Genomic DNA, 24,830 nt, shown 5'->3' with positions numbered 1-24,830 from the left:
GAGCTCAGGCCCGCCCAGCGGAAGCCCGGCGCCGCCGGCGACGAACCCGCAGCACGATGACGAGGACGATCAACAGGGCGATGACGGCCAGCGCCAGTCGCGCCAGCGCCACCAGATGCGACGGCGCGCCGCCCGCGCGCAGTACCCCTACCCGTGCAGCATCGACCGTCGCGGCCGGGTTGCCGTAATGCCGGGTGAGGTAGTTGGCCAAGGTGGCGATCTGCTGGTCGCTCAGGTCATTGGCGAAGGCCGGCATGTGCACTCCGCTGGCGTCGGTCCAGTGGATGCCTTCGAGGATCACCAGCACCAGGTTGTCCGCACGGGCACGGCCGGTGGCGGTGTTGTGGAACAGCGGCGGCAGGCCGCCGTCGAAGCTGCCTTCGCCGCGGGCCTGGTGACAGCTGGCGCAGTGCGCGTCGTACAACTGTGCACCGCTCCATTTCTCCGCGTCGTCGGGAAATGGCGTGCCGCGTTGCTCGGCCACCCCGTCGAACGCCGCGCCCCAGCTGTCGACAGCCTGGATGTCGGCCGGGTCATGTCGCGCCGGAACCGTCTTCAGGTAAGTGGCGATCGCCTGCAGGTCGGCGGGTTCGAGATGCTGCAGGCTGTGCTCGACCGCCTCGGCCATCGGCCCGGCGGCCTGTGCCTTGCCACGGGCATGGCCGAGCTTGAGGTAGTCGACGAGATCCTCTTCGCTCCAGCCGCCGATGCTGCTGTTTGCGTCGGAGGTGATGTTCGGTGCCAGCCAGGTGCCGACGGCACCACCGGCCAGTTCGCGCGACGACTGTTCCGCCATCAGCAGGTTGCGCGGCGTGTGGCAGGTGCTGCAGTGGGCCAGCCCGCGGACCAGGTAGGCGCCACGATTCCAGTCGGCGCTTTTGCCAGGGTCGGGCGCGAACGGTTTGCTGTCGAGGAATAGCAGATTCCATGCCGCCATCGACAGGCGGATGTTGAACGGAAACGGCAGCCGGGTCGGTGCCGGTTTGCTGTCCACCGGGGCCACGTCGTGCATGAAGTACGCGTACAGCGCATGCACGTCGTCGTCGGTGATTTGCGCGTACGCGGTATACGGCATCGCCGGATACAGCCGCTTGCCGTCCGCGCGGATGCCCTTGCGCAAGGCATCGCTGAACTGCTGCTCGGTGTAGTGGCCGATGCCGGCCGTGGCCGACGGCGTGATGTTGGTGGCGATGATGTTGCCGATCGGCGTGGGCACGGTCAGACCGCCGGCGAATGGTTTGCCCGCGGGCGCGGTATGGCAGGCCACGCAGTCGCCGGCGGTGGCCAGGTACTGGCCGCGTTGCAGCAGTGCGGCGTCGGTGCTGTCGGCGGCATGGACCGACGCCGTGGCGAGCAGGCCGAGCAGCAGCAGGCAGCAGGTCGATGCGTTCATGCGAGGCTCGTTTCGTGGCCGACATGCGCGGTGGCTGCGTGTGAGTTCTTCGCCGGCAGGATGTGCTCGGCGGTGCGCAGCGCCAGCGCCACGCCGGTGAGCGTGGAGTTCATCGTCGCGGCGGTGGGCATCACGCCGGTGCTGCAGACGAACAGGTTCTCGTGGTCGTGCGTGCGGCCGAACGCGTCGACCACCGAGGTCGCCGGGTCGTTGCCCATGCTCATGGTGCCGGTGATGTGCTGGTTGTTGGCGAACTGGCCGTCCGCGCTGTAGCGCAGGCCGGTGCCGCCCATCAGTTCGGCGATGCGGGCGAAGTCGGCCTTGGACACTTCCGCGGCGCGGCGTGTGTAGTCGTCGATCGCGTAATGCGCCTCGGGCTTCGGAATGCCCATGGCGTCCTTTTCCGCGCTGAGCGTGATGCGGTTGTCGGGGTTGGGCAGCACTTCCAGCACGTTCTTCACGTTGATCTGGCGCGCGGCACGCCAGCGCAGTTGCTTCTCGAACTCGGCGCCGTACACGCCCTCCTTGATCAGGTCGTTGGTGACGTTGAGCACCTGCGAGATATTGGTGAAGTCCAGCCGGTACGGCGCGTGCTGGGAACGGAACGCGCCGTCGCGCAGGGTGTTGATCGAGCTGGGGCTCTGCGGGCCGCGGCCCAGCCACAGTTCCTCGTCGGCGTAGAATGTGAGCGAGGTGCTGGGGTGGTCCATCAGGTGGCGGCCGACCATGCCGGAGCGGTTGGCCAGCCCGTTCGGGTACGTGTCGCTGGCTGACAACAGCAGCAGTTTCGGGCTCTCGACGCCGTTCGCGGCGAGGATGAAGGTCGTGCCGGTGACGCGGTGTTCGCTCTTGTCCGGCGCGTAGTAATGCACCGCCGCGATGTGCCCCTTGACGTCGTGCTCGATGCGGTAGACCACCGCGTTGGGGATCACCTTCGCGCCGGCGGCTTCGGCCGCTTCCACCGCGTTGATGCCCAGGTACTGCGCGTTGACCGGGCAGATCGGCTGGCAGCTGTTGTTGCCCACGCAGGCGGGGCGGCCGTCGTAGCCTCGGCTGTTGCGCGCCACCGTGTTGGCGACCACCGGATACGCCGGGGCCAGTCGCTCGCGGACGCGGCGCATCGACCAGGGTTCGGCCACCGGCGCCATCGGGAACGGATGCTGGCGCGGCGAGCCGGTGTTGTCGGCGCCGGCCACGCCGAGGAGCTCCTCCGCCTCCTGGTACCACGGATCGAGTTCCTCGTAGCTGAGCGGCCAGTCCACGCCGACGCCGTACAGGCTCTTGATGCGCACGTCGTTCGGCACCAGCCGCCACGCCTGCGCCGCCCAGTGCCAGGTAGTGCCACCGACCGCGCGGATGTACTCGGCCGGGTACGGATACGGCCCGGCCTGTTTCAGGTAGCCGTTGTCCTGCGGCACGTAGATCGGATGCGGTGCCCACGGCGACGGCGGATAAGGTGCCATCCAGTTGCCCTTGAACGGCGAGTTGCGGAACGCGGCGACGACACGGGCGCGCTCCAGTCGCGGCCCGGCTTCCAGGATCAGCACCGAGGCGCCCTGCCGCGCCAGCCGCTGCGCGGCCAGCGCGCCGACGATGCCTGCGCCGATGACGACGATGTCAGCCGATAGCTCTGCGGACATTTCGATGGCGCTCCTTCAGGAGGGTTTACCAGTCCAGCTTCCGTACGCGCCGTAGGCATAGGTGGGCGGCTTCAGCACGTCGGCCACAATCACCGCGTCGAGCGCGGTTTCATAAGCGACGCAACGCGCGTTTTCGCCGCTGCCCACCACGCCGAGGGTCCAGGCGCTCATGATCGAGCGCGGCAAGGGCGCCAGCGGCGAGTGCTCGCCGTCCAGCACGCCTTGCAGCTGCAGCGGGTCGATGTGGCGTTCGTTGATCAGGGTCAGCAGCGCCTGCACGTCGGCCGGGAAGTGCGGGCTGGCGGTGGCGAGGGCGTCGTACAGGCGGGTCGCCTGCGCCGCATCGAGTGCCTGCCGGCCGACCAGGAGCGCGGAGAGTGCGGTGAATGCACCGCGATCGGCATGCGGTGCCGGCTGCGCCAGCGCCCACGGAATCAGCGAGGCGGTGTATGCCGTCAGCAGGCCAGCCAGCAAACGACGGCGCGACGGATCGGCGGGATGGTCGTGGCTTGCCGAAACGCCATCGAGTTTGTCCGGAACCATGGCCCGCCCCCGCGAAATGCAACGCAACCGGCGGCCGAAGCAGAGCCGACAGCACGGGACGTTACTCCGTTTTCCACGCAAGGCGACGTGAAGATTCAAACCGATGGCAGCGATGCAAACGGCGGCAGGTCACCGCAAGAAATCACGCATCCGACAGTCGTCCGGTTGGCAGCTGTCACGAAATCCACGTGGCCCACGTCCTTGCACTGAACGGCCACTACCGGCCGCATATCGCAAGGAAAACCCCATGCCCCGTTTCAATGCCTACAAACGCCCCGAAGCCGTCAAACCGCTGCTCGCCCTGGCCGATTACGTCAGGAACTCGGGCATCGAACAAAACCTGATCGAACTGGTGCTGATGCGCGCCTCGCAGCTCAACGGCTGTGCCTACTGTCTCGACATGCACAGCAAGGATGCCCGCGCCGCCGGCGAGACCGAACAGCGCCTGTACGTGCTGCAGGCCTGGCGTGAGGCACCGTTCTACAGTGCACGCGAGCGTGCCGCGCTGGCCTGGTGCGAGGCGGTGACCCGGCTCGATCCGATCCATGGCGTGCCCGACGAGGTCTACCAGCAGGCTCGCGCCGAATTCAGCGAGGAAGAGCTGATCGACCTCAACATGGCGGTGGTCCTGATCAACGGCTGGAACCGCATTGCGATTCCGTCGCAGGCGGAGCCCGGTCACTACCAATCAGGCAAGCACTGATCGCCGTCATGGCCACGATCAGGCTGTATCGCCACCCGGGCTGCGCGAGATGCGCAGGCTACGCGCGATGGCACCGCCGGCTTGACTGGCTTGGCCGTTTCGAGGATTCCACGGAGGTTTCGCCCGTGGGCCGGCTGCGCATGGGCGAAGTCGTGGTGCGGGATCTGCGCAGCGGCGAAACTTTGCGTGGCACAGCGGGGTTCGCCCTGCTGTGCCGACAGATCCCGGCCTACTGGCCGCTGCTGCCATTGCTTTGGATTCCCGCCCTGCGCCGGCGGGTCGATCGCCAGTTCAGCGGCTGCGCTGGTACCGGTTGCACGCTGGACTGAAGTCCGAATCAGCGGACCGTGCCTGTACGACGCGCAAGCGTCGTTGATGATGGCGGGTGGCGGCACCAGAGCATTCCACGAACCACATGACCCGGTCGAACATCCCGGCTGCCGAACCACGTCGGGCCCACCAAAAAGCCGCGGGGCAACCGCGGCTTTTTCATGGCGACGGTGAAAGCGATCAGGCCGCGAGGTGCCTCACGATCGCGTCGGCGAAGCTGTCGGTGCTGCCCTTGCCACCGATATCCGGCGTCACGCTGGCGCGGTCGTTCGTCATGGTGGCGCGGATCGCCTGGCGCAGCCGGTCACCCTTCGCCACCATGTCCAGGTAATCGAGCATGTCGGCCGCCGCCAGCAGCAGCGCACACGGGTTGGCGATGCCCTTGCCCGCGATGTCCGGCGCCGAGCCGTGCACGGCTTCGAAGATCGCCGCACCCTCGCCGATGTTGTCGCCCGGTGCCAGGCCAAGGCCACCGACCAGGCCGGCGCACAGGTCGGAAAGAATGTCGCCGAACAGGTTGGTGGTGACGATCACGTCGAACTGCTCGGGCTTCATCACCAGCTGCATGCAGGTGTTGTCCACGATCATCTCGTTGAACTCGATCTGCGGGTATTCCCGGGCGATCTCGCGCGCCACGTTGAGGAACAGGCCGGAACTGGTCTTCAGGATGTTCGCCTTGTGCACCGCGGTGATCTTCTTGCGTCCCTTCTTCACCGCCAGCTCGAATGCGTAGCGCACGATGCGCGTGCTGCCCTTGCGCGTGTTGCGCGCAACCGACTCGGCGATCTCGCCGTCGGCGGACAGCGTCTGCCCCTCGGAGCGGTACGCGCCCTCGGTATTCTCGCGCACCGTGATGATGTCGATGTTCTCGTAGCGCGACTTGGTACCCGGGAAACTGATTGCCGGACGCACGTTTGCGTACAGATCAAAATGACGGCGCAGGGTGACGTTGATGGAAGTAAAACCGTCGCCGATCGGCGTGGTCAGCGGGCCCTTCAGCGCCACCTTGTGTTCGGCAATCTTGTCCAGCGTGGCCTGCGGCAACAGCTCGCCATGCTTGTCCAGCGCGACCATGCCGGCGTCGACGAAATCGTAGGAAAGGCCACAATCCAGCGCGTCGAGCACGCGCAATGTGGCACTCATGATCTCCGGGCCGATGCCGTCGCCGGGGATCACGGCGATGGTTTTGTTCATGGGGATACTCCTTGGGGCTGATCGCGCGTGCGGCGCAATCGCGCACGTCAAGACCGCCCATTATCGCCCATGCGGCGGTTGGCGGACAGCAGACAGGTTACCCAAGGCGCTGCAAATCCTCGCACGGAGCGTTGCGAAAACTCGCACGCCCCTCTACACGTAGGAGCCCGCCGACGGGTGCTCAGGCGTGGTCGGCGCATTCCGGCGAGGCGGGCTCGCCGGACTCCAGCTTGTCCAGGAAATCCACCGCACGGCGCAAATGCGGGATCACGATCGATCCGCCGACCACCAATCCCACACTGAACACCTCGAAGAACTCGTCGCGCTGCACGCCGGCCTGCTTGCACTGGGCTACGTGGTAGCTGATGCAGTCATCGCAACGCAGCACCATGGAGGCGACCAGGCCAAGCATCTCCTTGGTCTTCACGTCCAGCGCGCCGGCCTTGTAGGTCTGCGTATCCAGCGCGAAGAAACGCCGCACGACCTGATTGTCCTCGGCCAGGATGCGCTCGTTCATGCGCTGGCGGAAGGCGCTGAACTCGGCAAGTTTGTCGCTCATGCCGAGTGCTCCAGCAACTGCTTCAGCCTGCCGCTGTGATCGGCCGCCGCCAGCTCCTGGAATCCACCGACGTGCTGATCGTTGATGAAGATCTGCGGCACCGTGCGGGCACCGCCGCTGCGCACCAGCATCATCTCGCGCTGGGCCGGATCGGTATCCACGCGCACCTCGGTCCACTCCAGTCCACGCGACTTGAGCAGGTTCTTGGCGGCCACGCAGTACGGGCATACCGCGGTGGAATAGACCTCGATCTTGGACATCACGACAACTCCGGACAACGGGTGGACTGTGGGTTAAATGGGGTTTGGCCGATCCCGAGACAAGCCTTGGAACCGACGCCGCCAGAGGCGGTCACAGTGCTATTGTCGCGTACCCATGGCCATGACACCACGACGCCCCGCCGCGCGCCTGTTGACCGCGCTGATCACCGCCAGCCTCGCCTGCAGCGCCGGCGCCCAGGACGATGTGCGCCTGCCCGACCTGGGCAGTTCGGCCGATGCGCTGATCTCGCCGCAGGAAGCGCAGGACTACGGCGCCTCCATGCTGCGCCAGATGCGGGCGCTGAACATGGTGGTGGACGACCCGCTGCTGGACGACTACGTCAACGATCTCGGCCACAAGCTGGCAGCCAGTTCCGACAAGCCCAAGGACCATTTCGCCTTCTTCGTCGTGAAGGACCCGGAAATCAACGCGTTCGCGGCACCCGGCGGTTACATCGCGGTCAACTCCGGCCTGATCACGATCGCCCGCAACGAGAGCGAACTGGCCGGGGTGATCGCGCACGAGATCGGCCACATCACCCAGAACCACCTGCAGCGGGCATTCGAGGCCTCGAAGAAGGATGCGCCGCTGATGGCGCTGGTGCTGCTGGGTGCGATCGCGGCCGGTGCCGGCAGCCACAGCGGCGACGCGCCGATGGCGGTGCTCGCCGGCGGCCAGGGCCTGCTCGCGCAGAAGTCGATCAATTTCACCCGCAAGGATGAGATCGAGGCCGATCGCGTCGGCATCCAGACCCTGGCCAAGGCCGGGTTCGACCCGAATGCCATGGCGGATTTCTTCCAGCGCATGCAGGACGTGCTGAGCGCGGGCGCCGGCGGCGAGGACGTACCGGCCCTGTTGCAGACCCATCCGGTGACCACCATGCGCATCAGCGACGCCAAGGCGCGCGCGGGCGCCCTGATCGCCGCGCAGAAACTGCGTCCCACCGCCGGCATGGATGCACAGCAGTGGGCCAGGACCACCGCACCGATCGCATTCGTGAAGAATCCGGGCGCCCTGCTCGGGCCACCGAAGGCCGGCCCGATCGACACGTTTGCACTGATGCGCGAACGCGTGCGGGTACTCGCCGGCGACGCCACCAGGGAGGCGACTTATTACGGCTCCAACCTGCAAAGCCGGCATGATTTCGATACGCCGGCAAACCACTATGGCTACGCCTTGGCGCTCACCCGCAGTGGCCGCGGAGCGCAGGCCATCGCCCAGTTGCAGCCGCTGCTGCTGATCTCGCCGGACAACCTGATCCTCAGGCTCGCCTTGGCCGACGCCAGGCTGCAGGCCGGGCAACGCGCGCCGGCGCTGGAAATCTACCAGGCCCTCAACGCGCAGTCGCCGCGCAATCGCGCCGTGGCGCTCGCCTACGCCAAGGCGCTGACGGCGGGCGGCGACAAGACCCAGGCCAGCCTCGCCGCGAGTCTGCTCCGCCCCCTGCTGGACGACGCCAGCGAACCGGAAATCTACAGCGCCTACGCACGGGCCAGCGAGGAGGCCGGCGACGACGTGCGCGCCAGCGAGGCGTATGCAGACGCCAGCTACTACGCGGGCCGGCCGTTCGATGCGATGGAACAGCTGAAGCGCCTGCTCAAGCGCAATGACCTGGATTACTACGCCCGCGCGCGCATCCAGGCCCGCATCACCGAACTGACCCCGCTGGTGCTTGAGTTGCGCAAGCGCAAGATCCAGACCGAGGACAACCCTGACGGACGGCAGCAGCTGCAGCAGGATGGCGACTGCCTCGGGCGGCTGTGCCTCGACTTCGGCACGGCGCCCGTGGACGCATGGCACTGAACAACGCGCCGGATTTGCACACCCGGACCCGCACCGGCTGAACGTTGCCGCGTGGCGCGATGTATTTGGCGCGCGCCATGCGCCAGAATGAGTCATGTCCAGACCCTCCACCCGCCTGACGACGCCCGTCGTCGATCTCTGCGCCCCGCAGCTGTATCTCAGTCGCGAACTGGCCGCGCTGGAGTTCAATTTCCGCGTGCTGGCGATGGCCCGCGAGGCCAGCGTGCCCCTGCTCGAGCGCGTGCGCTACCTGAGCATCGTGGCGAACAACCTCGACGAGTTCTTCGAGGTACGCGTGGCGATGCTCAAGCATCACCATGCCTACGGCTCGGCCGCCCCGGGTCCGGACGGCATCCCGTCGGGCGAATTGCTGGCGCGGATCCGCAGCCGCGTACTCGACCTGGTCGCCGAGGTCTACGCCGCGTGGCAGGAACAGATCCGCCCGCAGCTCGACGCCGCGAAGATCCACATCCTGACCCGCAAGAACTGGAGTCCGCGCCAGCGCCGCTGGCTGCAGGGCTATTTCGAGCACGAGGTGCTGCCGGTGCTGTCGCCGCTGGGGCTGGACCCGGCGCATCCGTTTCCGCGCATCCTCAACAAGACGCTGAACCTTGCCGTGGTGCTGAAGGGGCGCGATGCGTTCGGCCATGAAGGCCACATGGCGCTGGTGCGGGCACCGCGATCGCTGCCGCGCATCATCCGGGTGCCGTCGGAAGTCAGCGGTCCAGGCGAGCATTTCGTGTTCCTGGCCGAACTGCTGCAAGCCTTTGTCGACCTGATGTTTCCGGGCCTCAAGGTGGTCGGTTCCTATCAGTTCCGGGTCACCCGCAACAGCGAACTGATCGTCGAGGAGGCGGAGGTGGAAAACCTCGCGCTGGCCCTCAGCGAGGAACTGGTCGGCCGCGGCTACGCGCGTCCGGTGCGGCTGGAAATCGCCAACGATTGCCCGCAGGCGATCACCGCCATGCTGGTGCAGAATTTCCAGCTCGACGACAGCGACGTGTACCGCTGCGATGGTCCGGTCAACATCATCCGCGCCGGCCTGATCTACGACTGGCTGGACCGCCCGGAACTGAAATTCCCGCGTTTCACGCCACAGTTGCCGGCCGCCCTCGACAGCAGCCACAACAAGTTCGAGTTGATCGGGCGGCGCGACGTGCTGCTGCATCATCCCTACGAGAGCTTCGCCGCGGTCATCGACCTGTTGCGCCAGGCCACCGCCGATCCCCAGGTGCTGGCGATCAAGCAGACCCTGTACCGCGCCGGCGAAGACACGCCGCTGGTCGACCTGCTGGTGGAGGCCGCACGCCAGGGCAAGGACGTCACCGTGGTGATCGAACTGCGCGCGCGCTTCGACGAGGCGGCCAACATCCGCCTGGCCACGCGCCTGCAGGAGGCCGGCGTGCAGGTGGTCTATGGCGTGGTCGGCTACAAGACCCACGCCAAGATGATGCTGATCGTGCGCCGCGAAGGTGACGGCCTGCGCCGCTACGCCCATCTGTCCACCGGCAATTATCACCAGGCCAACAGTCGCGTATACACCGACATCGGCCTGATGACAGCTGACCCGGAGATCGGCGAGGACCTGCACAAGGTCTTCCAGCAGCTGTCCGGGCTGGGCCCGATCATCGAGTTGAAGCGACTGCTGCATTCGCCGTTCACGCTGTACACGGAAGTCCTTTCCAAGATCGAGCGCGAGATCGCCCACGCGCGCGCCGGCCGCCCCGCCCGCATCGTCGCCAAGCTCAACGCGCTGAACGAGGCGCGCGTGATTGCGGCGCTGTACCGCGCCTCGCAGGCCGGCGTGGAGATCGACCTGATCGTGCGCGGCGCCTGCACCTTGCGTCCGGGCCTGCCCGGCATCTCCGAACGCATCCGGGTGCGTTCGATCGTAGGGCGATTCCTGGAACACAGCCGGGTGTACTGGTTCGCCAACGACGGCAACGCGGAAATCTATTGCGCCAGCGCCGACTGGATGGAGCGCAACCTGATGCGGCGCATCGAAATCGCGTTCCCCATCCTCGACCCCGAGCTGGCGACGCGCGTGTTCGAGGAGACCCTCGCCAACGGCCTGGCCGACAACACCCAGGCCTGGCTGCTGGGCAGCGATGGCCGCTACGTGCGCGCCGAGCCTGGCGACCAGCCGCCGTACAACGCGCAACAAGGCCTGCTCAAAAGGCTTTGCCCGTGAGGGTCGGCGACTGCACCGACATTGCCCATGCATGCGAGAATCCGCGCTTTGCCGCTGCGGGAGCCATGGCGTGAGCCAGACCGAACAGACACCGATCCGCGATGGCGAGCTGATGGCGGCCGTGGACCTGGGTTCGAACAGCTTCCACATGGTGGTGGCACGCATGGAGCACGGCGAGCCGCGCGTGATCGACCGCCTGCGCGACACCGTGCGGATGGCCGCCGGCCTGCGCGCCGATGGCAGCCTCGATGCTGAACGGCGCGCCCGCGCGATGGCCTGCCTGGCCCGCTTCGGCCAGCGCATCGCCGGCTTGCCTACGATGCGGGTGCGCGCCGTGGCCACCAACACCGTGCGCCGGCTGGCTTCGCCGCAGACCTTCCTGACCTCCGCCGAGGCCGCGCTCGGTCATCCGGTCGAAGTGGTTTCCGGCCGCGAAGAGGGTCGCCTGATCTTCCTGGGCGCGGCGCACGACCTGCCCGCCTCGCGCGAGCCGCGCCTGGTCATCGATATCGGCGGCGGCAGTACCGAGTTCATCATTGGCCGCGGCCTGGCGCCGCTGCATACCGAGAGCGTGCAGGCCGGCTGCATCGCGTCGACCCTGCGCTTCTTTCCCGGCGGCAAACTGACCCGCGCGCGCTGGCAGCGCGCCATCAGCGAAATCGGCGTGCTGCTGCAGCAGTTCGCCGAGGACTATCGCGAGTCGGGCTGGCAGGACGCCTACGGCTCGTCCGGCACCGCCAAGTCGATCGGCGCGGTCGTCCAGGCAATGAATTTTTCCGATGACGGCATCACCGCGGCCTCGCTGGCCGCGCTGCGCGACGCCCTGATCGACCACGGCCAGATCGGCACGCTCAAGCTGCCGGGCCTGGTCGCCGATCGCGCACCGGTGATTGCCGGTGGCGTGGTGATCATGGAGGCGGCGTTCGCCGCGCTCGGCATCGAACGCCTGCGCGTGTGCGAAAGCTCGATGCGCGAGGGCCTGCTGTGGGACCTGCTGGGCCGCGCCGGCGGCAGCGACCCGCGCACCGCCAGCATCGATGCGCTGGCGACCCGCTACGGCGTCGATCGCGCCCAGGCGCGCCGCGTCGAATCGACCGCGCTGATGTTTTTCGACCAGGTGGCGCGCAGCTGGAAACTGGACGCCGACGCCCGCGAGTGGCTGTCCTGGGCCGCGCGGGTGCACGAGATCGGCCTGGCCATTGCGCACAGCCAGCACCATCACCACGGCGCGTACATCCTGCGCCACGCCGATCTGGCCGGCTTCTCGCGACAGGAGCAGGAATTGCTTGCCGCCGTGGTCGAGCTGCACCGGCGCAAGCCGGACAAGTCGATCGTCAGCGCCCTGCCGCTGCGCTATCGCGCGCTGTCGCGGCAGATCACCGCCCTGCTTCGCCTTGCCGTATTGTTCCGGCGCGCCCGCCGGGCCGAATCGCTGCCACAGATGCAGCTCGGCGGCAGCAGCAAATCGCTGCGCCTGAAACTTCCTGCCGCCTGGCTCGATCAGCACCCACTCACCGCAGCCGACCTGCAACAGGAACAGTTGCCGATGGCGGAACTGGGTGTGAAGCTGGACAACTCGAGCAAGTGATGGCGGGTGGAACGCAAACCGGCCAATCGCGTTGCCGCGTATCATGTACGCACATTCGGACCGCGCCATGCCCATGCTGAAATCCCTGCTCGCTGCCGCACTGCTGCTCCTGCCGTTGACCCTGGCGGCACAAACCGCCAAGCCGGTGCAGGCTGACTCGACGTCCGCCGCGGCCAGGCCGCAGGTGCTGCTGCACACTTCCCAGGGCGACATCACGCTGGAGCTGTACCCGGACAAGGCCCCCAAGAGCGTGGCCAATTTCCTGCAGTACGTGCGTGACGGCTTCTACGACGGCACCGTGCTGCACCGGGTGATTCCCGGCTATCTGGTGCAAGGCGGCCTGTATACCCGCGAACTGCAACCCAAACGCACGCGGCCGGCCATTCCCAGCGAGGCGGACAACGGCTTGTCGAACCTGCGTGGCACGATCGCCGTCGCCCGCGGCGCCGACCCGAATTCCGGCACTGCACAATTCTTCTTCAACCTGGTCGACAACCGCCGGCTCGATTTCGTCGGCAACCAGAGCGGCCTGACCTGGGGCTTCGCCGTGTTCGGCAAGGTGACCAAGGGCCTGGACGTGCTCGACAAGATTGCCGCGCTGCCGACGCGCCCGCTCGGCCCGTTCGCCGGCGACGTGCCGAATCCGCTGGTGGTGATCGACAGCGCCCGCGTCATCGGCGAGGAAACGCCCGCGTCGGGCGGCAGCGTCGCCACGCCGGCCAAATCCGGGCCCACCAAACCTGGCCCCGCAAAGCCGGGCAAGAAGCCCGTCAAGCACGCCGGCAACGGCTGACCGGCATGGCTTCGCTGTTCATCGCCGATCTGCACCTGGACCCCGCGCGCGCGCAGATCACGACCCTGTTCGAAAGCTACCTTGCCAGCGACGAGGTTCGTCACGCCGACGCCCTGTACATCCTCGGCGACCTGGTCGAAGCCTGGATCGGCGACGACGATGACGCCGAACTGCCGCAACGCATTGCGGCCGCCACCCGCGCCGTGCGCGATGCCGGCGTGCCGGTGTATTTCATGGTCGGCAACCGCGACTTCCTGCTCGGCAAGCGCTTCGCCGAGCGCGCCGGCCTGACCCGGCTCGACGACGGCACCGTGCATGACATCCAGGGCCGCCCCACTCTGCTGATGCATGGCGACGTGCTGTGCACCGACGACGTCGCCTACCAGGCCGTGCGCCGCCAGGTGCGTGCGCCGGAATGGCAGGCGCAGATCCTGTCGATGCCGCTCGATGCGCGCCGCGCGTTTGCCGCCAAGGCACGCGCGGACAGCAAGGCGCACACCGGCAGCACGATGGAAAGCATCATGGACGTCAATCCGGATGCGGTAGCCGAGGCGATGCGCAAGGCTGGCGTGATCCGGTTGATTCATGGGCATACGCATCGGCCGGCGGTGCATCGGTTCGAGCTCGACGGGAAAGCCGCTGGGCGGATCGTGCTCGGGGATTGGTATGAGCACGGGTCGGTGTTGCGGGTGAACGATGATGGGGCGGAACTGCGCGGGCTTGCGATCAGCTGAAACAGCCAGTGCGTCGAAATCCTCATCTTCGCCAGATACGCAAAACGCCGCTTCGATGGGGTGCGATGTCACGTATGGTCCGCAGGGATTGTTTGGCCCATCCATGGGCCGAACCCTTCCGCGCTGCGCGCTCCAGGGCCAGCCTTCGGCTGTCCAATTTTGTTCCAGACAAAATTGTCGAACCGTTAGGGTTCGTCCACCACCTCTCTCCGCCAGATACGCAAAACGCCCCTTGCGGGGCGCTTTGCGTATCTGGCGGAGAGAGAGGGATTCGAACCCTCGATCAGGTTTTTGACCCGATACTCCCTTAGCAGGGGAGCCCCTTCGGCCACTCGGGCATCTCTCCGGGGTTTTGCCGCATTGCTGCGGAGCCGGCAAGGATACTGACCGGCGTGGTCGAGGTAAAGTCCTGATTTGTTCGATCAGTGCTCGCCTGCATCGTCTGGCGTGCTGTCGGAGTCGTGTTCGCCCTTGATTCGCTGATAGATTTCTTCGCGATGGACGGCCACGGTTTTCGGTGCATTGATGCCGATGCGCACCTGATTGCCTTTCACGCCAAGAACGGTGACGGTCACCTCGTCGCCGATCATCAGGGTCTCACCGACCCGGCGGGTCAGAATCAACATGATTGCTACTCCATAAAAAGCTGCTGGTCACAGGCTTGCGGATCGACGCTGCCTCACCCCTGAGCGTCCGTCCATCCGCGGTTCGACGTTTCGATCCGCCGAAGGCCCTACCGCCTTCCCGGCTCACAGCCAAAACACCTCCTGAGGGTCCTGACTGGCGACTTTGCCGTGCTGGCGAAGCCGACCTCTGCGGATACTAGCTGAGCCTGAATCCCCGGCGCAATGCGGCCGGCCAAGGCATCACCCGCCGAAACCACTCAACCTCACCGGCTGGATACCCAATTTGCCAACCCCTCCAGTATCGCGGGCAGATCGGTGGCGTCGGATCCGCCGCCCTGGGCCATGTCCGCCCGACCGCCGCCCTTGCCGCCGATCCGCGCGGCCACGTGCGCAACCACGTCGCCCGCCTTGACCCGATTCAATGCGCTGCCGTGCACACCGGCGATCAGCGTCACCCTGCCCTCGGCGGCACCAGCCAGCAACACCACGCAATCACCCAATTGCTGCTTGAGCTGGTCGACGCTGTCGCGCAGCGACTTCGCGTCCAGCCCTTCCAGACGCGCCGCGACCACCTTGATGCCTTCGACATCGACAACTGCGGTGGCCAGGTCCGCGGTGGCGGAACCGGCCGCCTTGCTGCGCAGGGAATCCAGCTCGCGCTCCAGCTTTTTCTGGCGATCGAGCAACTGACGCAACTTGGTCACTACCTCATCGCCACTGCTGGACAGCAGCTGCGACAGCTCGTCCAGACGATGCTCTTCGTCGGCCACCCAGGCCAACGCCCCGTCGCCGGTCACCGCTTCGATGCGGCGCACGCCTGAGGCCACGCCGGATTCGCCGACGATCTTGAACAAACCAATGTCGCCGGTACGGCCGACATGCGTGCCACCGCAAAGCTCGGTGGAGAAATCGCCCATCTTCAGCACGCGCACCTCGTCGCCGTATTTCTCACCGAACAGCGCCATCGCACCGAATTCGATCGCCTGGTCGTAGCCCATGTTGTGTGTCTCGGCGGCGGCGTTGCGGCGCACTTCGGCATTCACCATTGCCTCGACCTGGTCCAGTTCCTCGCGGCTGACCGGCTTGAAGTGCGAGAAGTCGAAGCGCAGACGTTCCGGCGCCACCAGCGAACCCTTCTGCGTGACGTGGTCGCCCAGCACCTTGCGCAGCGCCGCGTGCAGCAAATGGGTGGCCGAATGGTTGAGCACGATCGCCTGGCGGCGCGCGCCATCCACCGCGGCATCGAGCCGGTCGCCACCACGCAGGGGCTGCTCGCCACGCCAGACGCCGACATGGCCGAAGAACACGCCACCCAGCTTCAGGGTATCGCTGACCTCGAAGCGGCCGGCGGCGCTCGATAGCGCGCCGGTATCGCCGACCTGGCCACCCGACTCGGCGTAGAACGGCGTGCGATCGAGGATCAGGACCCCTTCCTCGCCATCGGCCAGTTGTTCCAGCTGACGGCCGTCACGCACGATGCCAAGCAGCGTGCTGTCGCCGCCCGACAAGGCGTCATAACCCATGAAGATGGTGGGCTTGAGCTGGCTGGCGAGATCTGCCGGCAGCTGGCCCTTGGCCTCGAACTTGCCGGCGGCACGGGCGCGCTCGCGTTGCTCGCTCATGGCCCGCTCGAAACCGGCCATGTCCACTTCGAGACCGCGTTCGCGCGCGATGTCGGCGGTAAGGTCGACCGGAAAACCGTACGTGTCGTAGAGGCGAAACGCCTCGTTGCCCGGAATGGTCTTGCCGGATTTGCCGGCAACGTCGTCGAAGAGGCGCATGCCATGCTCCAGCGTTTCACCGAAACGCTGCTCTTCGGTGCGCAAGGCGTCTTCGACCAAGGTGCGCTTTGCAACGAGTTCGGGATAGGCCTCGCCCATTTCCTCGACCAGTGGTGCCACCATCTTCCAGAAGAAATCACCGCGCACGCCGAGCATCCAGCCGTGCCGCAGCGCGCGACGGATGATTCGGCGCAATACGTAACCGCGCCCCTCGTTGGACGGCAGCACGCCATCGACGATCAGGAACGCACAGGCACGGATGTGGTCGGCGATCACCCGCAGCGACTTGTTGCCCAAGTCTTCTGTATCGGTCAATTCGCCAGCAACGCGGATGAGGTGCGCGAAAAGGTCGATCTCGTAGTTGGAGTGCACGTGCTGCAGGATCGCCGCGAGCCGCTCCAGGCCCATGCCGGTATCCACGCACGGCGCCGGCAGCGGACTCAGCGTACCGTCCGGCGCCCGGTCGAACTGCATGAACACCAGGTTCCAGATCTCGATGAAACGGTCGCCGTCCTCGTCCGGCGAGCCGGGCGGGCCGCCGGCGATGTGCGCGCCATGATCGTAGAAGATCTCGGAACACGGTCCGCAGGGGCCGGTATCGGCCATCTGCCAGAAATTGTCGGAGGCGAACGGGCCGCCCTTGTTGTCGCCGATGCGGATGATGCGCTCGGCCGGCACGCCGATCTCGTCGCGCCAGATCGCGTAGGCCTCGTCGTCGGTGTGGTACACGGTGACCGTGAGCCGCTCCGGTGGCAGCTTGAACACCTGGGTCAGCAATTCCCAGGCCCACGCGATCGCCTCCCGCTTGAAGTAGTCCCCGAACGACCAGTTGCCCAGCATCTCGAAGAAGGTGTGGTGGCGCGCGGTGTAGCCGACGGCATCCAGGTCGTTGTGCTTGCCGCCGGCGCGCAGGCAACGCTGCACGTCGGCCGCGCGCACGTAACCGGGCTTCTCGCTGCCCAGGAACACGTTCTTGAACTGCACCATGCCCGAGTTGGTGAACATCAGTGTCGGGTCGTTGCCCGGCACCAGCGAGCTGGACGGCACGATGGCATGGCCACGGGAACGGAAGAAGTCGAGGAAGGCGGAGCGGATTTCTGAGGTTTTCATGCGTATCGCGGTGGCTGGCCCGGGAGATTCACGCTGCAGACGGGCCGTCCGATCCATGCCCCGGTCATCCCGGGGATGATGGATTTCAGGACATGTCGTCGGCGGCTTCGTCCGCGTCGGCGTGGGTGACACTCCGTACTGTGGCGGCGGCAAAGCCGCGGCGCAAGAGGAATTGCGCGCGGCGGCTGCGTTCGGCGGGGTCGGCCGTGCCTGCACTGCCGTAGCGGCGGCGCAATTGGGCGGCAGCGGAAGCGTCCCAGTCGACCTCGGCCGCGTCCAGCAACTCACGGATGCGCGCATCGGCCAGACCGTGGGTTTTCAGCTCCATCCGCAATCGCATCGGGCCGTAGCCCTGCGCGATCCGGCTGCGCAGCAGCACCTCACCGAAACGGTCGTCGTCCTGGTAATGCTGCTCGCCAAGCCGATCGATCGCGGCGCTGGTTTCCTCGCCCTCGTAGCCGCCCTGGCGCAGCTTGGTTTTCAGCTCCTTGCGCGAATGTTCGCGCCGGGCGAGCAGCCCCAGTGCCTTGTCGTAGGCGCTGCGCTTCGGCTTGGCCGGGTCGTCCTTGTCGGGCGGGCGTTTCATGGCCATTCCAGCTGATACCTGATTGGGGCGAATCTCTCCAACCGTTCGCCCTGAGCGTAGCGCAGCGGAGTCGAAGGGCAGCCCTTCGACTTCTGCCCTTCGGGCCTACGCTCAGGGCGAACGGCCGAGGCAACACGCTTTGCCAGGTTGAACCTTGGCATGAGGCCCGAACGCACATGGCCCGGACAAACCGGGCCATGTGCGTTCAACGGATCGCCAGCGATCACGCCTCACGCTTCCTCGAGTGCCTCTTCCGGCGCGGCGGCGGCAGGCTTGCCGACCGGCACCAGCAGGCGTTCGCGCAGCTGCTTGTCGATCTCGTTGGCGATCGCCGGGTTGTCGCGCAGGAACTGGCGAACGTTCTCCTTGCCCTGGCCGATGCGGTCGCCGTTGTAGCTGTACCAGGCGCCGGACTTGTCGATCAGGTTCTGCGCCACGCCCAGCTCGATGATCTCGCCTTCGCGCGAGGTGCCCTCGCCGTACAGGATCTCGAATTCGCACTGGCGGAACGGCGGTGCCACCTTGTTCTTGACCACCTTGACGCGGGTTTCCGAACCGATGATCTCGTCGCCCTTCTTCACCGCGCCGATGCGGCGGATATCCAGCCGCACCGAGGCGTAGAACTTCAGCGCGTTGCCGCCGGTGGTGGTTTCCGGGCTGCCGAACATCACACCGATCTTCATGCGGATCTGGTTGATGAAGATCACCAGGGTGCCGGACTTCTTGATGTTGGCGGTGAGCTTGCGCAGTGCCTGGCTCATCAGGCGGGCATGCAGGCCGACGTGGGAATCGCCCATTTCGCCCTCGATTTCCGCCTTCGGGGTCAGCGCCGCGACCGAGTCGACCACGACCATATCCACTGCACCCGAACGCACCAGCATGTCGGCGATTTCCAGCGCCTGTTCGCCGGTATCCGGCTGCGACACCAGCAAGTCGTCGACCTTGACGCCGAGTTTTTCGGCATAGGTCGGGTCGAGTGCGTGCTCGGCGTCGATGAACGCCGCGGTGCCGCCGGCGCGCTGGCAGCTGGCGATCGCCTGCAGGGTCATCGTCGTCTTGCCGGACGATTCCGGCCCGTAGATCTCGACCACGCGGCCACGCGGCAGGCCGCCGACGCCGAGTGCGATGTCCAGCCCCAGCGAACCGGTTGAAACGGTTTCGATCGCCTCGTTGACGCGATCGCCCATGCGCATGATCGCACCCTTGCCGAACTGCTTTTCGATCTGGCCGAGGGCGGAGGTAAGAGCCTTGCGCTTGTTGTCATCCATCGTCTTGTATCCGGTTGGGCTGTGAATGGGAGGCATGATGCCCGGGTCGAATCTCACCGGCTGCGATCACGCGGCTCGGGCCGAACTGGCGCGATCGCGGATATTCGGCAGTTGGATGTCGCAGTATCCCACACCCGTCAAGCCGGTCTGGCGGTCCGCAGCGCATCATTCCGTCAGGGTTTTCCGCAAACCTTCGAGCGCGGCGGCCACGGTTTGCCGGCGCACTGCCTCGCGATCCCCCGGAAAATGGAACATCCGGGCGTGCGCATAACCACCACGGCGCTTCCAGCCGACCCACACCGTGCCGACCGGTTTGTCCGGCGTACCACCGGTGGGCCCGGCGATCCCCGTGACCGCCACCGCCACGCCGGCACCGAAGCGCGCCAGCGCACCGGATACCATCTCCAGCACGGTTTCCTCGCTGACCGCGCCGGTGTGTTCCAACGTGCGCGGGTTGACGCCCAGCAGGGCTTCCTTCGCCTCGTAGCTGTAGGTCACCACGCCCGCGTCGAACCAGGCCGAACTGCCCGGCAGGTCGGTCAGCGTCTTGGCGATCCAGCCGCCGCTGCAGGATTCGGCCGTCACCAGCATCAACCGGCAGCGCTGAACCTCGCCGGCTACCTCGCCGGCCAGCGCCAGCAACTCGGCATCGGTGGGAACAGACGACAACTCCATGCGAGACTCCCGGGCTTGAATGCGCTTTGCGCCACACGCAGAGGCACCGTTCTACCCGTTCCGCGCGGCCACGCCAAGACCCGCATGAGCCAGGACGACCTCGCCAGGCACGCCCAGTTCATGCGCCAGTACCTCGCGCGTCGCTGTTATTTCGCACGGACAATTTCCACGCGGATTCACGCGAGGCGCCGCGGTTGCTCGACAACATCTTTGCCCGGCGTGGGCAGTCGCCGAGACGACGATTCCTGGTACGCCATCCATGATCCGGGTCGTCACGGCACACCTGTCTTCGGGATGTGCGGACCCGGAGGGTTGCCAATGGAGTCTGGCGGGCAGGTTGGTCGAAGCAGGCCAAACCGGTCAACGTCGCCCGGATTTGGTACAGCGCAACCGGTTGGTCACGGTGATCTCGGGACGAAGCCGTGGATGGCCGAGCCAGACAAATCGGATAAATCAGTCAGTCGGACGGCGACCAGACCTGGGGTTTCAGGTAGACGCGTGGCTGTTCACCTTGTCGACGAATCAACGCGTTCCGTCCGATGCTTGGGCAACAACTTTTCAGTACTCCAAGGGCGGGCCGCCGGAAGGTCTCCATCCGCCGCCATGTCATCGACCGTGTTCGGCCTGCGTTTGGCCGCCAGGGCCTCCATCTGCGATTGCAAACCCTTCAGCACCACTGTATGACGGTGGAGCGCGGCCATGATGGCCCACAGCAGCACACCATTGACAATGAGCAGAATGCCAAGGCTGGTGACGGTCATCGGTACGGTTCCTGGTTGCAACATCTGCGGCGACGCCCGGCGTCGATATAAAACGATCGCATGTCCGTCTCATGACGCCACGAAGGCGACCTGACCCGGACCTGCAAACCCGTCAAGTCTTCAAGCAAATTCCAAGCCATGGCCGACAGCGCGCGGGAGCCGTTATCCCCATTCCGGCCACGCCCCCTTGTGCCAAGCCAAATCGATTTCTGCGCCAAGGATACTGCGAATCTCAATTCCATTGGCAGACCGCGTGTTTTCGACCGCGGAGCTGACCCTCAAGGTCAAAAAGCTGACACTCCGCGTCAAGCAAGCGGAATCGGCCATCCAACTGGACTGGACACGCCACTCAACTCCGCAGCACTCATGCCGCCAATGTTGTCGGTGTGGGTCAGGAGTCGCACAGTTGCCGTGCAGTCCCGCGGTGCTGCGATGTAATCACCCAGTGAAGTCCTGCTCAGGGTTACCTTTCCCGAGGACACACCGATGAGCAACGTGATGGACGAAGAGATCAAGCGCGGAGCGGCACGGTGTGAGTCGTCACTGGTACTGGACATCATTCAGGGCAAGACGACCGTCGCTGAGGCCAGCCGGCAGTGCAACCTAAACCACAGGTGGATTGCCCGCCTTCGTGTCAGCGAGCCTCTTCGCGACCCACTCCTGAGCGTCAGTGGCCGGTCCGACGCCATCGACATGCCTGGGCAGGCGAGCGGCACGCTCCAGTCGATGCCGGAAACCGAGAAACGATCGCTCGATCAAAAAGTACGAAAGCAGTGCCGCGACAACGGCGAAGACGATATTCTGGGGAAACGCGTTTATCCATTGATTCGAGTCGCGGTCGAGGAACAACTGCTGCCAGAGATAAAGCGAATAGCTGAGTACGCCGACGAACGCGACAGGCTTCCAGTTCAGGAAGCGCCCGGCCAGGGTCCCGTCGTGTCGCGTCGACGATTCGATCAGCAACGCGATGCACACGTTCAATAGCGGCGAACAGAAAAGCAAAACCAGCGCATGATTGGAAAAGCGGGTGATCACCAGGATCACAGGCACCGTCGCCAATAACCAGGGGCTGGCCGTCAGACGCACATACCATCCCTGCGCAAGCAGCCAAGGCCGCAAAAGCGCAAGCGCGCATCCAGTGGCCAGGTAATCGCACATCGCCGGAAAGACGACAATGCCGTGCAGCGGTGAGTGCGGATGTCCGCGGCCCAGCCATGAGATACCCGCACGCACCAGCGGGGCCGTGAAAATCGCGACGATCGCGACGACCAGCGCGCGACGCTCACGGAGAGCAAGCAAAGCCAGCGGCCATAACAGGTAGAACTGTTCCTCGATTGAAAGGGACCACAAATGCCCGACTTGCCAGGAACGATAGGCGTCGTAGTTGATCGTATAGGTCAGTGCAAACGCAAAATCACGGCCGTTCAGGGAAATCCAGCCCAGCAGGCTGGCGAGAAAAACAACGAGGATCAGCGCGTAGAACGCCGGAAAGATCCTCAGAACCCGGCGGAAGTAGAACTGTTTCAGCGAAATCGAGCCGGTCTTCTCGCGCTCACTCATGAGCAGCGAGGTAATCAGGAATCCGGAGATTACAAAGAAAACCAGCACCCCCAAGTGAGCTACGTCACCGAGCGAGTGAGAGTAATTCACTATGCTGACCGGGAAGCCGTGCGTGCCACAGAGATGCCCGTAAACCACCAGCAGGATCGAAATGGCGCGGAAGCCGTCGAGCGAAGGGATTCTATTGGAGCTGTGGGCCATGATGAATGGAAAACTCCTGGTGGGAACGGATGAATACGAGAACCTGTCCTTGCATGTCGCAAACAGATCAAGGCAATTCTCGGCTCACTCTGGAGGGTCGGTGAAACGAGAATCCGGCTGTCAAGTTCCGGGGGATTTCATGGGTCGGCGAACATGGCACCAGTCGTTCTTGGCATAGCCATAAAACTCGAAATTCGACGAACTTGGTCAGCCTTGTGCGACGAACTGTTCCGCGAGCAGGCCGCCCTTCACGACGTTCACAGTAATTTGCGATAAACCGCCAGCGTGCGCTCGATCACAATGCGCTCGTCAAAATGCGCGACTGCCTTTGCGCGCGCAGCAGCACCCAGTCGCGCCGCCAGTTCGGGCGAATCAATCAGACGGACAATCGCGTGGGCCAGCGCGCTGGCATCGCGCGGCGGGATAAGCAGACCATCCACTTCGTTTGTCACGACCTCGCGACAACCCGGCATGTCGGTGGTGACGAGCGGCAACGCACACGCGGCTGCCTCGATCAGCGATTTCGGCAGGCCCTCGCCGTAATAAGTGGGCAACGCCAGGATGTCGACGGACCGGAACAGCTCGCTCGTGTCGTCGACGTGCCCCAACCACTCGATCACTCCCTCCTCCACCCACTGGCGCAAAGTGGATTCCGGCACCGCAGCGGGATTGCCGGAATCGGGCATGCCCGCGAGGAGAAAGCGAATGGTTCTGCCTGCCGACCGCAGCAAGCGCGACGCTTCGACATACTCGGCCACCCCCTTGTCCCACAACAGGCGCGCAGCCAGCAGCACACAGGGTTGAGGCCTGGGCGCCGCACTTCCTTCCGAGCGTGGCGTGAAGCGCGTGCAATCCACTCCGGACCCTGGAATCAGGTCGATGCGATCGGGCCCGATCAGGCCGGATCGCTCGAACATCTCCAGGTCGTCGGGATTTTGCAGGATAAGTCGCGTGTATCTGCCGCGAAGCGCCAGGCGCAACATCACCCGCACCATGGGTCGCAGCCATCGCGCCTTGCGATCGTTACTGGCAAAAACATACCCCAGTCCGGCCACGGCGTTGACGCGCGCCGGCACCCGCGCCAGCTGCGCCGCCAGCGACCCGTACACGGCGCACTTGATGGTAAAGCCATGTACCAGCGCCGGTCGCTCACGACGGAACAGCGCCACCAGACCCCACAGGACCTGCAACTCGGTGACGAGGTTGAGACTGCGACGGTCCATCCGCGCGAGCGGTCGCCAATCCAGGCCCAGGCTGCGCAACCGCGCGCCGTATTCGCCAGGCGGCGAGATCAACAATATTTCGTACCCGCGCGACTGCGCCGCGAGCGCCAGTGAGCGGCGGAAATTGTAGAGGTACCAGTCGGAGTTGGCGAAGAAGATGACTTTCACAGCCGGCATCGCACAGGTCACGGAGTCGCAGCGGACCGCGGCGAGGAATTACCCGCCACGCAAGATGCACGCACCGCATGAATCGCGGCGACATATTCCGGAAAATTGGCGGCGACCGGGCCCGCGCCGTAGTCGCCTGCCGTTTGCCACGCACTTCCGTACCCGTAGATCCAGACATAGCGTGTGGCGGCGCCAAACGCGGATTGCAATTGCCGGGCAAATTCCGTCGGGCTGCCACGAGCGGACTTGTCGGTATAGGAATGTCCCAGCGGCCAAAGTCCGGGCGACGCGCTGAGGTCGGTCCGCCGATCGTGACTGGCACCCATGAACGACGCGTAATTTTCCTGCGTCTGCCGGACTGACGCGGCGATATCGGATCCATCGTATGTCCCTTCTGTCGCAATCACCACGTGCGACCAGTTGACCGAGAACAGGCCGCGCAGAAACGGCACCGACAGCGCATAGCCCCCATGCCAGAAGTGCTTGGCTGGAGCGGGTGGCTGATCCAACTGTGGGATCACCTGGCTCAACGGTGCATGTGGGTGGATCTGGCGCAAACCATCCTGGATCACGATAAGCGTCATGTCTGGATACGCGGCCAGCATCGCTCGGGCGATGGCTGCTCCCTGAGCCTGCACCGTGCTGGCCATATCACCACTGTCAGCCCAGGTCGGTTTGTACGGTTCCAGGTCCAACGCCACGCCCTTGAACCCCGCATGGCGTGCAAGTGCTGCAGCGTGGGCAAAATGCTCGACGATTTCTCCACGTTGCTGGGGGTCGTTCCAGTCGACCGGGTGGTAAAGCGCGACCTTGATGAAGTTGTCAGTGACTCCGTACTTCGCGTAAACAGCCTGAAACCGGCTCACTTGCTGCCAAAGTTTGCTGTCGGAATCGGTACCGACGTCATCCTGCCAGGACGGCATCACGCGATTGACGAAGAATCCCTGCACACCAACCGTAACGCCCCAATAGTTCGCTTGCTCGGCATTGGTCTGGGTCTGAAAATTGGTTCCATCGAACATCAGCAATTTCGGGCACAGAGCGGCCGCTGGCATCATCGCCATGGCCAGCAGGGCGAAAGCGACGAGCCGGCCTTTCCATCCTCGCGACGATGATGCGCATTGTGCAGTCATGGTTTG

The 24,830-nt window shown here is 65.3% G+C and carries 22 protein-coding genes and 1 tRNA gene; 7 read left to right on the top strand and 16 right to left on the bottom strand.

Going from position 1 to position 24,830, the window contains the following annotated elements:
* Positions 1-4: 4 nt before the first annotated feature.
* From B0E47_RS09795 to B0E47_RS09785, 3 genes are read right to left on the bottom strand one after another with little or no spacing between them, the layout of a single operon-like run.
* Positions 5-1,393: a cytochrome c gene (locus B0E47_RS09795; protein ID WP_077514066.1), complete on the bottom strand. Its 1,389-nt coding sequence runs from the start codon at positions 1,391-1,393 to the stop codon at positions 5-7.
* Complete coding sequence (locus B0E47_RS09790; protein ID WP_077514065.1) at positions 1,390-3,033, bottom strand: GMC family oxidoreductase; 1,644 nt, start codon at positions 3,031-3,033, stop codon at positions 1,390-1,392. The genes B0E47_RS09795 and B0E47_RS09790 overlap by 4 nt, the downstream gene beginning before the upstream one ends.
* Before the next feature lie 15 nt (positions 3,034-3,048).
* Positions 3,049-3,576, bottom strand: a complete 528-nt coding sequence (locus B0E47_RS09785) for a sugar dehydrogenase complex small subunit (RefSeq protein ID WP_077514064.1) — start codon at positions 3,574-3,576, stop codon at positions 3,049-3,051.
* Between the two features lie 247 nt (positions 3,577-3,823).
* Here B0E47_RS09785 and B0E47_RS09780 point away from each other — a divergent pair, with 247 nt between their 5' ends.
* Together B0E47_RS09780 and B0E47_RS09775 are read left to right on the top strand one after the other, a co-directional pair.
* Complete coding sequence (locus B0E47_RS09780; RefSeq protein ID WP_077514063.1) at positions 3,824-4,279, top strand: carboxymuconolactone decarboxylase family protein; 456 nt, start codon at positions 3,824-3,826, stop codon at positions 4,277-4,279.
* 8 nt (positions 4,280-4,287) lie between these two features.
* On the top strand, positions 4,288-4,608 hold the full coding sequence (locus B0E47_RS09775; RefSeq protein ID WP_077514062.1) for a hypothetical protein: 321 nt from the start codon (positions 4,288-4,290) through the stop codon (positions 4,606-4,608).
* Positions 4,609-4,789: 181 nt separating this feature from the next.
* On the opposite strand, the gene B0E47_RS09770 is transcribed toward B0E47_RS09775, so the two are convergent.
* The 3 genes from B0E47_RS09770 to grxC all read right to left on the bottom strand — a co-directional run bounded on the left by B0E47_RS09770 (position 4,790) and on the right by grxC (position 6,622).
* Positions 4,790-5,803, bottom strand: a complete 1,014-nt coding sequence (locus B0E47_RS09770) for an isocitrate dehydrogenase (protein ID WP_077514061.1) — start codon at positions 5,801-5,803, stop codon at positions 4,790-4,792.
* A 181-nt stretch (positions 5,804-5,984) separates the two neighbouring features.
* Positions 5,985-6,362, bottom strand: a complete 378-nt coding sequence (locus B0E47_RS09765) for a carboxymuconolactone decarboxylase family protein (protein ID WP_077514060.1) — start codon at positions 6,360-6,362, stop codon at positions 5,985-5,987.
* Positions 6,359-6,622, bottom strand: a complete 264-nt coding sequence (grxC, locus tag B0E47_RS09760; RefSeq protein ID WP_077514059.1) for a glutaredoxin 3 — start codon at positions 6,620-6,622, stop codon at positions 6,359-6,361. Before grxC ends, B0E47_RS09765 begins: the two co-directional genes overlap by 4 nt.
* A gap of 115 nt (positions 6,623-6,737) precedes the next feature.
* Here grxC and B0E47_RS09755 point away from each other — a divergent pair, with 115 nt between their 5' ends.
* The 5 genes from B0E47_RS09755 (at position 6,738) to B0E47_RS09735 (ending at position 13,732) form a co-directional block, all read left to right on the top strand.
* Positions 6,738-8,426: a M48 family metalloprotease gene (locus tag B0E47_RS09755; RefSeq protein ID WP_077514058.1), complete on the top strand. Its 1,689-nt coding sequence runs from the start codon at positions 6,738-6,740 to the stop codon at positions 8,424-8,426.
* 94 nt (positions 8,427-8,520) lie between these two features.
* Complete coding sequence (ppk1, locus tag B0E47_RS09750; RefSeq protein ID WP_077514057.1) at positions 8,521-10,617, top strand: polyphosphate kinase 1; 2,097 nt, start codon at positions 8,521-8,523, stop codon at positions 10,615-10,617.
* 70 nt (positions 10,618-10,687) lie between these two features.
* Positions 10,688-12,205 carry a Ppx/GppA phosphatase family protein gene (locus B0E47_RS09745; RefSeq protein ID WP_077514056.1) on the top strand — a complete coding sequence of 506 codons (1,518 nt, stop codon included), beginning with the start codon at positions 10,688-10,690 and terminating at the stop codon, positions 12,203-12,205.
* A 73-nt stretch (positions 12,206-12,278) separates the two neighbouring features.
* A complete protein-coding gene (locus B0E47_RS09740; protein WP_077514244.1) occupies positions 12,279-12,998 on the top strand; it encodes a peptidylprolyl isomerase in 720 nt (239 codons plus the stop codon).
* 5 nt (positions 12,999-13,003) lie between these two features.
* Positions 13,004-13,732 carry a UDP-2,3-diacylglucosamine diphosphatase gene (locus B0E47_RS09735; RefSeq protein WP_077514055.1) on the top strand — a complete coding sequence of 243 codons (729 nt, stop codon included), beginning with the start codon at positions 13,004-13,006 and terminating at the stop codon, positions 13,730-13,732.
* A gap of 253 nt (positions 13,733-13,985) precedes the next feature.
* Here the strand turns inward: B0E47_RS09735 and B0E47_RS09730 are convergent.
* The 10 genes from B0E47_RS09730 to B0E47_RS09680 all read right to left on the bottom strand — a co-directional run bounded on the left by B0E47_RS09730 (position 13,986) and on the right by B0E47_RS09680 (position 24,824).
* Positions 13,986-14,078, bottom strand: a tRNA-Ser gene (locus B0E47_RS09730).
* Positions 14,079-14,154: 76 nt separating this feature from the next.
* Positions 14,155-14,358: a carbon storage regulator CsrA gene (gene csrA, locus B0E47_RS09725; RefSeq protein WP_077514054.1), complete on the bottom strand. Its 204-nt coding sequence runs from the start codon at positions 14,356-14,358 to the stop codon at positions 14,155-14,157.
* Between the two features lie 263 nt (positions 14,359-14,621).
* Entirely contained in the window at positions 14,622-17,249 is a 2,628-nt protein-coding gene (alaS, locus tag B0E47_RS09720; protein ID WP_077514053.1) for an alanine--tRNA ligase, read from the bottom strand.
* 85 nt (positions 17,250-17,334) lie between these two features.
* Positions 17,335-17,841 (bottom strand): regulatory protein RecX, encoded by a 507-nt coding sequence (locus tag B0E47_RS09715; RefSeq protein ID WP_077514052.1) that lies wholly within the window; start codon positions 17,839-17,841, stop codon positions 17,335-17,337.
* A gap of 224 nt (positions 17,842-18,065) precedes the next feature.
* Positions 18,066-19,103, bottom strand: coding sequence for a recombinase RecA (gene recA, locus B0E47_RS09710; protein WP_072761930.1), 1,038 nt, complete (start codon positions 19,101-19,103; stop codon positions 18,066-18,068).
* Between the two features lie 165 nt (positions 19,104-19,268).
* Positions 19,269-19,778 (bottom strand): CinA family protein, encoded by a 510-nt coding sequence (locus tag B0E47_RS09705; protein ID WP_077514051.1) that lies wholly within the window; start codon positions 19,776-19,778, stop codon positions 19,269-19,271.
* Positions 19,779-20,284: 506 nt separating this feature from the next.
* Positions 20,285-20,539, bottom strand: a complete 255-nt coding sequence (locus B0E47_RS09700) for a hypothetical protein (protein WP_077514050.1) — start codon at positions 20,537-20,539, stop codon at positions 20,285-20,287.
* A 603-nt stretch (positions 20,540-21,142) separates the two neighbouring features.
* On the bottom strand, positions 21,143-22,300 hold the full coding sequence (locus B0E47_RS09690; RefSeq protein WP_077514049.1) for an acyltransferase: 1,158 nt from the start codon (positions 22,298-22,300) through the stop codon (positions 21,143-21,145).
* A 257-nt stretch (positions 22,301-22,557) separates the two neighbouring features.
* Entirely contained in the window at positions 22,558-23,700 is a 1,143-nt protein-coding gene (locus B0E47_RS09685; RefSeq protein WP_254422881.1) for a glycosyltransferase family 4 protein, read from the bottom strand.
* Positions 23,701-23,708: 8 nt separating this feature from the next.
* Positions 23,709-24,824 carry a hypothetical protein gene (locus tag B0E47_RS09680; RefSeq protein WP_139351413.1) on the bottom strand — a complete coding sequence of 372 codons (1,116 nt, stop codon included), beginning with the start codon at positions 24,822-24,824 and terminating at the stop codon, positions 23,709-23,711.
* Positions 24,825-24,830 lie beyond the last annotated feature (6 nt).

Source organism: Rhodanobacter sp. B05, assembly GCF_002001085.1.
In the GTDB taxonomy this organism is placed as follows: Bacteria; Pseudomonadota; Gammaproteobacteria; order Xanthomonadales; family Rhodanobacteraceae; genus Rhodanobacter.
This window is presented reverse-complemented; position numbering and strand designations above follow the sequence as displayed.

What these genes read in the sequence shown, in the direction of transcription:
- B0E47_RS09795 (WP_077514066.1), bottom strand. Translation starts at nt 1,393, where the DNA reads ATGAACGCATCGACCTGCTGCCTGCTGCTGCTCGGCCTGCTCGCCACG.
- B0E47_RS09790 (WP_077514065.1), bottom strand. Translation starts at nt 3,033, where the DNA reads ATGTCCGCAGAGCTATCGGCTGACATCGTCGTCATCGGCGCAGGCATC.
- B0E47_RS09785 (WP_077514064.1), bottom strand. Translation starts at nt 3,576, where the DNA reads ATGGTTCCGGACAAACTCGATGGCGTTTCGGCAAGCCACGACCATCCC.
- B0E47_RS09780 (WP_077514063.1), top strand. Translation starts at nt 3,824, where the DNA reads ATGCCCCGTTTCAATGCCTACAAACGCCCCGAAGCCGTCAAACCGCTG.
- B0E47_RS09775 (WP_077514062.1), top strand. Translation starts at nt 4,288, where the DNA reads ATGGCCACGATCAGGCTGTATCGCCACCCGGGCTGCGCGAGATGCGCA.
- B0E47_RS09770 (WP_077514061.1), bottom strand. Translation starts at nt 5,803, where the DNA reads ATGAACAAAACCATCGCCGTGATCCCCGGCGACGGCATCGGCCCGGAG.
- B0E47_RS09765 (WP_077514060.1), bottom strand. Translation starts at nt 6,362, where the DNA reads ATGAGCGACAAACTTGCCGAGTTCAGCGCCTTCCGCCAGCGCATGAAC.
- grxC (WP_077514059.1), bottom strand. Translation starts at nt 6,622, where the DNA reads ATGTCCAAGATCGAGGTCTATTCCACCGCGGTATGCCCGTACTGCGTG.
- B0E47_RS09755 (WP_077514058.1), top strand. Translation starts at nt 6,738, where the DNA reads ATGGCCATGACACCACGACGCCCCGCCGCGCGCCTGTTGACCGCGCTG.
- ppk1 (WP_077514057.1), top strand. Translation starts at nt 8,521, where the DNA reads ATGTCCAGACCCTCCACCCGCCTGACGACGCCCGTCGTCGATCTCTGC.
- B0E47_RS09740 (WP_077514244.1), top strand. Translation starts at nt 12,279, where the DNA reads ATGCTGAAATCCCTGCTCGCTGCCGCACTGCTGCTCCTGCCGTTGACC.
- B0E47_RS09735 (WP_077514055.1), top strand. Translation starts at nt 13,004, where the DNA reads ATGGCTTCGCTGTTCATCGCCGATCTGCACCTGGACCCCGCGCGCGCG.
- csrA (WP_077514054.1), bottom strand. Translation starts at nt 14,358, where the DNA reads ATGTTGATTCTGACCCGCCGGGTCGGTGAGACCCTGATGATCGGCGAC.
- alaS (WP_077514053.1), bottom strand. Translation starts at nt 17,249, where the DNA reads ATGAAAACCTCAGAAATCCGCTCCGCCTTCCTCGACTTCTTCCGTTCC.
- B0E47_RS09715 (WP_077514052.1), bottom strand. Translation starts at nt 17,841, where the DNA reads ATGGCCATGAAACGCCCGCCCGACAAGGACGACCCGGCCAAGCCGAAG.
- recA (WP_072761930.1), bottom strand. Translation starts at nt 19,103, where the DNA reads ATGGATGACAACAAGCGCAAGGCTCTTACCTCCGCCCTCGGCCAGATC.
- B0E47_RS09705 (WP_077514051.1), bottom strand. Translation starts at nt 19,778, where the DNA reads ATGGAGTTGTCGTCTGTTCCCACCGATGCCGAGTTGCTGGCGCTGGCC.
- B0E47_RS09700 (WP_077514050.1), bottom strand. Translation starts at nt 20,539, where the DNA reads ATGACCGTCACCAGCCTTGGCATTCTGCTCATTGTCAATGGTGTGCTG.
- B0E47_RS09690 (WP_077514049.1), bottom strand. Translation starts at nt 22,300, where the DNA reads ATGGCCCACAGCTCCAATAGAATCCCTTCGCTCGACGGCTTCCGCGCC.
- B0E47_RS09685 (WP_254422881.1), bottom strand. Translation starts at nt 23,700, where the DNA reads ATGCCGGCTGTGAAAGTCATCTTCTTCGCCAACTCCGACTGGTACCTC.
- B0E47_RS09680 (WP_139351413.1), bottom strand. Translation starts at nt 24,824, where the DNA reads ATGACTGCACAATGCGCATCATCGTCGCGAGGATGGAAAGGCCGGCTC.